The sequence below is a fragment of the Pseudoroseomonas ludipueritiae genome (assembly GCF_014490445.1).
In the GTDB taxonomy this organism is placed as follows: Bacteria; Pseudomonadota; Alphaproteobacteria; order Acetobacterales; family Acetobacteraceae; genus Pseudoroseomonas; species Pseudoroseomonas ludipueritiae.
Window position 1 is genome coordinate 1 of record NZ_JACTUZ010000193.1, and the last position, 7,123, is coordinate 7,123.

6 protein-coding genes are annotated in these 7,123 nt (G+C 69.3%); 2 read left to right on the top strand and 4 right to left on the bottom strand.

From position 1 onward, the window contains the following. On the top strand, positions 1-2,013 hold a 2,013-nt coding region (locus tag IBL25_RS23270; RefSeq protein ID WP_187780867.1), incomplete at its 5' end, for a mechanosensitive ion channel family protein. On the opposite strand, the gene IBL25_RS23275 is transcribed toward IBL25_RS23270, so the two are convergent. Next, entirely contained in the window at positions 2,014-3,219 is a 1,206-nt protein-coding gene (locus IBL25_RS23275; RefSeq protein WP_187780868.1) for a BaiN/RdsA family NAD(P)/FAD-dependent oxidoreductase, read from the bottom strand. Between the two features lie 100 nt (positions 3,220-3,319). Here IBL25_RS23275 and purU point away from each other — a divergent pair, with 100 nt between their 5' ends. After that, positions 3,320-4,183 (top strand): formyltetrahydrofolate deformylase, encoded by an 864-nt coding sequence (gene purU / locus IBL25_RS23280; RefSeq protein ID WP_187780869.1) that lies wholly within the window; start codon positions 3,320-3,322, stop codon positions 4,181-4,183. A gap of 3 nt (positions 4,184-4,186) precedes the next feature. Here the strand turns inward: purU and IBL25_RS23285 are convergent, their stop codons facing one another. The 3 genes from IBL25_RS23285 to IBL25_RS23295 are packed head-to-tail and all read right to left on the bottom strand — an operon-like array spanning position 4,187 to position 6,687. Further along, positions 4,187-5,029, bottom strand: coding sequence for a PhzF family phenazine biosynthesis protein (locus IBL25_RS23285; protein WP_187780870.1), 843 nt, complete (start codon positions 5,027-5,029; stop codon positions 4,187-4,189). Between the two features lie 46 nt (positions 5,030-5,075). Further along, positions 5,076-5,426, bottom strand: coding sequence for a CocE/NonD family hydrolase C-terminal non-catalytic domain-containing protein (locus IBL25_RS27410; protein ID WP_187780871.1), 351 nt, complete (start codon positions 5,424-5,426; stop codon positions 5,076-5,078). Then, a complete protein-coding gene (locus tag IBL25_RS23295) occupies positions 5,383-6,687 on the bottom strand; it encodes an NAD(P)/FAD-dependent oxidoreductase (protein ID WP_367615673.1) in 1,305 nt (434 codons plus the stop codon). The genes IBL25_RS27410 and IBL25_RS23295 overlap by 44 nt, the downstream gene beginning before the upstream one ends. Positions 6,688-7,123 lie beyond the last annotated feature (436 nt).

The window sequence follows — 7,123 nt, forward strand, 5'->3', positions numbered from 1 at the left end:
GCCCCCGCCGCCACCCCGGGCGCCCCCGCGGCGGCCGAGCCTGCCGAGGAAGCGCCGCCCGAGGGCGGCCTGCTGGGCGCCGTGGCGGTGGGGCTGACGGATGTCGGCAGGACCGTGCGGGAGCAGGTCACCGATGGTTCCATTCCCGCGCGGGTCAGCGCCGCCGCCGGTCAGGCCGAGACGCGGCTGTCCAATGCCTTCACCTCCGGCAATGCCCTGGGCTTCCTGCTCTGGGCCTGCACCGGCTGGGGGCTGGGGCTGGTGCTGCTCTATGGCCTGCGCATGCTGCCCTGGCTGCGGCCACTGCCGCAGGGCACCCGCTTCCGGATGGAGCGGCGGCAGCGGCTCTGGCGCAATGCCGGGCTGGATGCCGCTCGCCGCCTCGCGCCCTGGCTGCCGGCCGCGGTGCTGATGCTGGCCTGGCCTGCCATCCTGCCGCGCTCGGGTGACAGCGCGCGGCTCTTCCTCGGGGTGGCGGTGCCCTTCCTGGTGGGCAGCCTGGTGCTGCGCCTGGGCGGGCCGCTGCTGTTCCTGCTGGGGCCGCTGCGCGGCTGGCGCATCGTGGCCTACGCCGAGCGGCGTATCATGCCCTGGGTCGGTGCCCTGGCCATGCTCTCCGTCACCAGCACCATGCTGCGGGCGCCGGAACTGCGCTGGACCCTGGGCTGGGACGTGGCGGCGGTGCTGACCTTCCTGGTCGACCTGACGCTCGGCATCGTCGCCGTCCTCTTCATCATCCACCGCCGGCGTGGCGTGCAGCGGCTGCTGAGCCGCCGGCATACCGAGCATCCGGAAGAAAAGACCAAGCTGCACAAGATGATCGCGGAACAGCTGGCCGCCAACTGGCACCTGCTGGGCCTGCTGATCGTCGGCGGCCACCTGATCTCGCGCCTCATCGGCGTGGGTGGCGGCTCCTTTATCGGCCGGGCCATGGTCACGGTGGGGGCCATCGTCGTCATCTCGGCCATTGCCTATGCCATCTCGGGCGGCTTCGCGCGGCTGGCGGGGGTGCTGCATAACGGCAAGGGCGGCCTGCCCCGGCGGCTGGTCTGGCGCTACCTCGGGCTGGCCCGGCAGGCAGTGCGCGTGGTGGCCTCCCTGATGATCATGGTGGTGGGGCTGCGGATCTGGGGCGTCGATGCCGTGGCCTGGGTCAGCGGCGGCATCGGGCTGGCCATCGTCCGGCCGATCCTCTCCATCGCCGCCGTGCTGCTGGTGGCCTGGCTGGTCTGGGCAACCGTGGACACGGCGGTCGATTTCGCCCTGCTGCCGCGGGAGAACACCAGCCGGGCACGGGACCATTCCACCCGCGTGCGGACGCTGCTGCCGCTGCTGCGCAACTTCGCCTTCGTGGTGCTGGTGGTGCTGACGATCATCTCCATCCTCAGCAACCTCGGCGTCAATGTCGCGCTGCTGCTGGGTGGTGTGTCGATCTTCGGTGTGGCCCTCGGCTTTGGTTCCCAGCAGCTGGTGCAGGACGTGATCACCGGCCTGTTCATGCTGTTCGAGGATACCATCGCCATCGGCGACACCATCGATACCGGCGACCGCAACGGCACGGTGGAAAGCCTGACCATCCGCACCGTCCGCATCCGTGACGGCGAGGGCGCGCTGCACACCATTCCCTTCAGCCAGATCAAGGCGCTGAAGAACCGCTCGCGCGGCCTCGGCGTCTACACGGTCAAGGTGGTGGTGGGTTACGACGCCCACCTGGACCGGGTGATGGAAGTGATGAAGGAAGTGGGCCAGAGCCTGCGGGACGACCCGGTCCTGGGTCCGGACATGCTGACCGGCCTGGAGATCTGGGGCGTGGACCAGTTCACACCGGAAGGCATCACCATCATGGGCGGGCTGAAGACGCGGGCGCTGAAGCAGTGGGGCGTGGGCCGCGCCTTCAACCTGCGGCTGAAGCAGCGTTTCGACGAGGAAGGCATCCCGCTGACCCCGCCGCGCCCCTCCCTGGTGCTGCCGCCGCATACCGTGAAGGAGATGGAGGCCGATATCGGCGCCTGATCAGGCGCCGCGCAGCCAGGCCGCGACGCCCAGGCCGGCGGCGCGGCCGGTGGCGAAGCAGGCCTGCAGCAGATAGCCGCCGGTGGGGGCTTCCCAGTCCAGCATCTCACCGGCGGCGAACACTCCCGGGTGGGCGCGCAGCATGAACCGCGCGTCCACTTCCTCCAGCCGTATGCCGCCGGCGGAGGAGATGGCGCGGTCCAGCCCCTCCGGTGCCTCCAGCCGCAAGGGCAGGGCTTTGACGAGTTCGGAAAGCGGGGCGGTGCTGCCGGCATGCAGCGCCTCCTGCACCAGGCCGATGGCCACCGGCGGCAGGGCCGCAGCCTTCCGCAAAAAGGTGGAAAGCGACTGCCCTCGCCGGGCTACATCCAGCTTTCGCGCCAGGGTGGCGGCATCCAAGTCCGGCCGCAGGTCCAGCAGCAGGGTGGCGGCGCCATCGCGCGCGATGGCCTCCCGCAACGGGGCCGAGAGGGCATAGACCGCGCCGCCCTCGATGCCGCGTGCCGTCACCACCGCTTCCCCCCGCACCGTTTTCCCGCCGAAGGACAGGGCGATGCGCTTCAGCGGCGTGCCCTCGAACTTCTCCCGGAACACCGCCGACCAATTGATGCGGAAGCCCATGTTGGAAGGGCGGAAGGGTGCCGCCGCGACCCCCGGCAGATGCCCCGCCCAGCTTCCATCGGCGCCGAGCCTGGGCCAGGAGGCGCCGCCCAGCGCCAGCACCGTTGCCGCCGGGCGCAGCACCACTTCGCCGCCAGGGGTGCCGAGGCGCAGCGCGCCATCAGCGGCGAAGCCCAGCCATTCATGCCGGGGCAGCACCGCCACGCCCTGGCCGGCCAGCCGCGCCAGCCAGGCGCGCAGCAGGGGGGAGGCCTTGAGCGCACGCGGAAAAACCCGGCCGGAGGAGCCGGTGAACATCTCCTGCCCCAGCCCCTCCGCCCAGGCGACCAGCGCCTCGGGCGGGAAGGCGCGGATGGTGGAGGCGAGCTGCGGTGCCGCCTCGGCATAGCGCGCCAGGAAGGTGTCCAGCGGCTCGGAATGCGTCAGGTTCAGCCCGCCGCGCCCGGCCATCAGGAACTTGCGGGCGGGGGAGGGCATGCGGTCGAAGACGCGCACCGGATGGCCTGCGGCGGCGATGGTCTCGGCCGCCATCAGCCCGGCGGGGCCGGCGCCGAGCACGGCGACGAAAGGAGGTTCGGTCTGCACCGGGCCCTTATGCCCCGGAATACCAGATTACGGAATTTCGCGCCTTGGCATGGCTGCCGCCAGGGCCTACCCCCGGCGGCCAAGTGAGCCGAGACGCGAGATGACCGAAGCCCTGCACGCCTCCTATGTCCTGACCCTGAACTGCGCCAACCGCCCCGGCATCGTTGCCGCCGTGGCCGGTGCGCTCTTCCAGGCCGGCGGCGATATCCGCGAGGCGCAGCAGTTCGACGACACCACCACCAACCGCTTCTTCATGCGCGTGGTCTTCGACATGGTGCCCGCCACAACGGAAGAAGCGCTGCGCGAGGCGATCGGCGCGGTTGCGGAGCGTTTCGGCATGGCCTGGACTCTGCGGGACCGGGCGGTGAAGCGGCGCGTCATGCTGCTGGTCTCCAAGTTCGACCATTGCCTGGCGGACCTGCTCTACCGCTGGCGCACCGGCGAGATGCCGATGGAGATCGCCGGCATCATCGCCAACCACCCGCGCGAGACCTACGCGCATCTCGATTTCGCCGATATCCCCTTCCACTACCTGCCGGTGACCCGCGCCACCAAGATGGAGCAGGAGGCCGAGATGTGGCGCCTGTTCCAGCAGAGCAGCGCCGACCTGATGGTGCTGGCGCGCTACATGCAGGTGCTGTCGGACGGACTGGCCGCCAAGCTGCCGGGCCGCTGCATCAATATCCACCATTCCTTCCTGCCGGGCTTCAAGGGCGCGCGGCCCTATCACCAGGCGCATGCCCGCGGCGTGAAGCTGATCGGCGCCACGGCGCATTTCGTCACCGTCGACCTGGATGAAGGCCCGATCATCGAGCAGGACGTGGAGCGTATCACCCATGCCGACACGCCCGAGGACCTGATCCGCAAGGGCCGCGATATCGAGCGGCGCGTGCTGGCGCGGGCCATCGGGCTGTTCCTGGATGACCGTGTCATCCTGAACGGCAACAAGACCGTGGTGTTCTGAACCTCAGAGGGTGACGCGGCCGGAGATGCAGGTCACGGCCTCGCCGCCCACCCAGATCTCCCCGCCGCGCTGCTCGACATGGACGCGGCCCTCACGCCCCAGCGCGGTGCCCTGGCTGGCGACGTAGGAGGTGGGCGCGAGCCCGCTGCCGATCATCCACTGCGCCAGCCCGGCATTGAGGCTGCCCGTCACAGGGTCTTCCGGCACGCCGAGGTCGGAGCAGAAGGCGCGCATCTCGAACTGCGCCTCGGTGCCGTCCCTCGCCGCGTCCCAGGGCGCCACCACGCCAAGCTGGAGGCCCGACAGTGCCGGGTAGTCAGGCCGCAGCGCCAGCACCTCGGCGCGGGAGCCGAGCATCACCGCCACCCAGCCGGGGCCGTTATCCACCCAGTTGGAGGCCGTGATCCGCTCCGGCGCCACGCCGATCCCTTTGGCGATGCGCGCCAGCAGCGCCGGCTCCACCGGGCCGGAGCGGCGCAGCGGCGGCGCCTGGAAGGCGAGGCGGCTGCCCTCCCGCCGCAGGCGCACCAGCCCGACGGCGCATTCCTGCACGATCTCCTCGCCGCGCGGACTGCCGCCGGATGCCAGCCAGGCGTGGCAACTGCCCAGGGTCGGATGCCCGGCGAAGGGCAACTCGCTTTGCGGCGTGAAGATGCGCAGGCGGTAATCGGCCTCGGCCGAGGCCGGCCGCAGCAGGAAGGTGGTTTCGCTCAGGTTGGTCCAATTGGCGAAGGCGGCCATCTGCGCGTCCGACAGGCCGTCGGCACCGTTCACCACCGCGACCGGATTGCCCTTGAGGGGGCGGGAGGAAAAGACATCCACCTGCTGAAAGGCAAAATCCGGCATGTCGGGTTGTTCCGATGCTGTGAGGTCCGGAGGGAGTCTTACCGCCTTACCTGACCAGTGGCAGCACCAGCCGGAAAGGCCGCGCCGCATCCACGAAGACCGTGTTCTCCGCCACCCGCATCCGCCGCCAGCGCCCTCGGGCTCTCCGGTCTGGGGGTTGCGTAATGCGGAGCTCGGAGGAAGCGATGTCCAGCCGGATGCGGTGCACCGCCTTGAGCAGATTGGCGGTGGGGAAAAGCTCCACCGTTATCCGCACCGGCATGCCGGGCTCCAGCATCTTCGGTGTGGTCGGGTCCTCTCGGTAGCGCCGCCACGCTGGACGGATCGTTGCCCCTGTGGAAGCCGCTGGCCGGTCACTCCAACCGCACGCCGGGGCGGCTGGCGCGGCGCAGCGCATCCGCCATCCAGTAGAGCAGCGCGCGCCAGAAGCCGAAGAGCCGCAATTGGTGGCGGCGGTAGAGCGAGGCGTAGCTGAGATGGGCGAACCAGCCTTCGATGAAGAGCCCGCCCGGCTTCCCCAACAGCCCGCGCCGGCCAAGGCTGCCGAAAGCATCGTAGCGGCCCAGCGCCACCAGCGCCCCCTGGTCCCGATAGGTGAAGGGCAGGGGCTCGCGCCCTTCCAGCAACCCGGCCAGGCTCTTGGCCAGGTGGGGCGCTTCCTGGTGCGCCACCTGGGCGGTGGCGGGTAGCGGCCGCTCGGCACCGGGCGGGGTCATGGAGGCGCAGTCGCCCAGTGCGTAGATCGAGTCATCCAGCGTGGTTTGCAGCGTGGGGCGGACGACGAGCTGGTTGTTGCGGGCGACCTCCAGCCCATCCAGCTCCCGCAGGAAGGCGGGCGCCTTGATGCCGGCGGCCCAGACCTTCAGTACCGCCGGGATGCGGCGGCCATCCTTCAGCACCAGCGCATCCGCTTCCACCGCGGAGACCTGGGCATTGGTCAGCACTGTCACGCCCTCCCGCTCCAGCACCGCCTTGGAGGAGGCGGAGACGCGTTCCGGCAGCGCGCCCAGGATGCGGGGCGCGGTTTCCACCAGCGTGAGGCGCAGCCGGTCGCGCAGATTGGGCAGGCCGTAGCCGGTGGCGAGGTCCAGCGCCGTGTTCAGCTCGGCCGAGAGTTCCACCCCCGTGGCGCCGGCTCCGACGATGGCGATGTCCAGCGTCGCATTGTCCGGCCCGGCGATGCAGCGGATCACCTCGGCTCTCAACGCGGCATTGAAAGCCTCGGCCTGCGCGCGGCTGTCGATGAAGCGGGTATGTTCCAGCACGCCCGGAATGCCGAAGTCATTGGCGGTGCTGCCGACGGCCATGACCAGAATATCATATGGCACCTCGCGTTCCGGCAGGATTTCCTGCCCCTGCCGGTCCAGAAGCGGTGCCAGGCGAATGCGTTTGCCGGCCCGGTCCAGCCCCATCATGTCGCCCGGCCAGTAGCGGAAGCCGTTGCGGCTGGCCTGGGGCACGAAGCCAACCTGCTCCACGCCGGTATCGAGAGTACCGGCCGCGACCTCGTGCAGCAGCGGCTTCCAGACATGGCTGTAGGACCGATCGATCAGGGTGATGCGAGCCAGGCCGCTACGGCGCAGCCGGCGGCCCAGCTTTGTGGCGAGGTGCAGGCCACCCGCGCCGCCGCCCACGATCACGATTTCTTTCGGCTGCACGCTGGCCCCTCCGCCTTCTGGTCGAGGGACAAACAGGGCAGGCGCCATTTTGTTGCGTGTTTGCAATCCCATAGCAAAGCCCAGGCTTTTTGCCCGGGTAGTAATGGTGTCGCATGCCATGTAGTCAAGGCGCGGATTTGCAATTGAAAGTGATCTGTGGAATCGAAACCCCCGCGAAGTGGAGTGGAAGAGGGGAATTAGCCGAGTCGTTCTGAGACTTTTTGTTTCGGAATGGAGTCGAGGACGTCGAGATGCACTGCTTGGGGTTGATTTAGTCCTTTGCATCTCGCGCAGTTATTGTGAGAAATATGAAAATCGATCTCTCTCTTGAGAATGCCGGCGCTGCTACTTTGGAAAGCGGTGTGGCTACCTTCGGCCAGGTGTTTTCCCAGGGGGAACTGCCTGCGGGTGGGGGTCTGAAGGCTCTGGTGGGTGG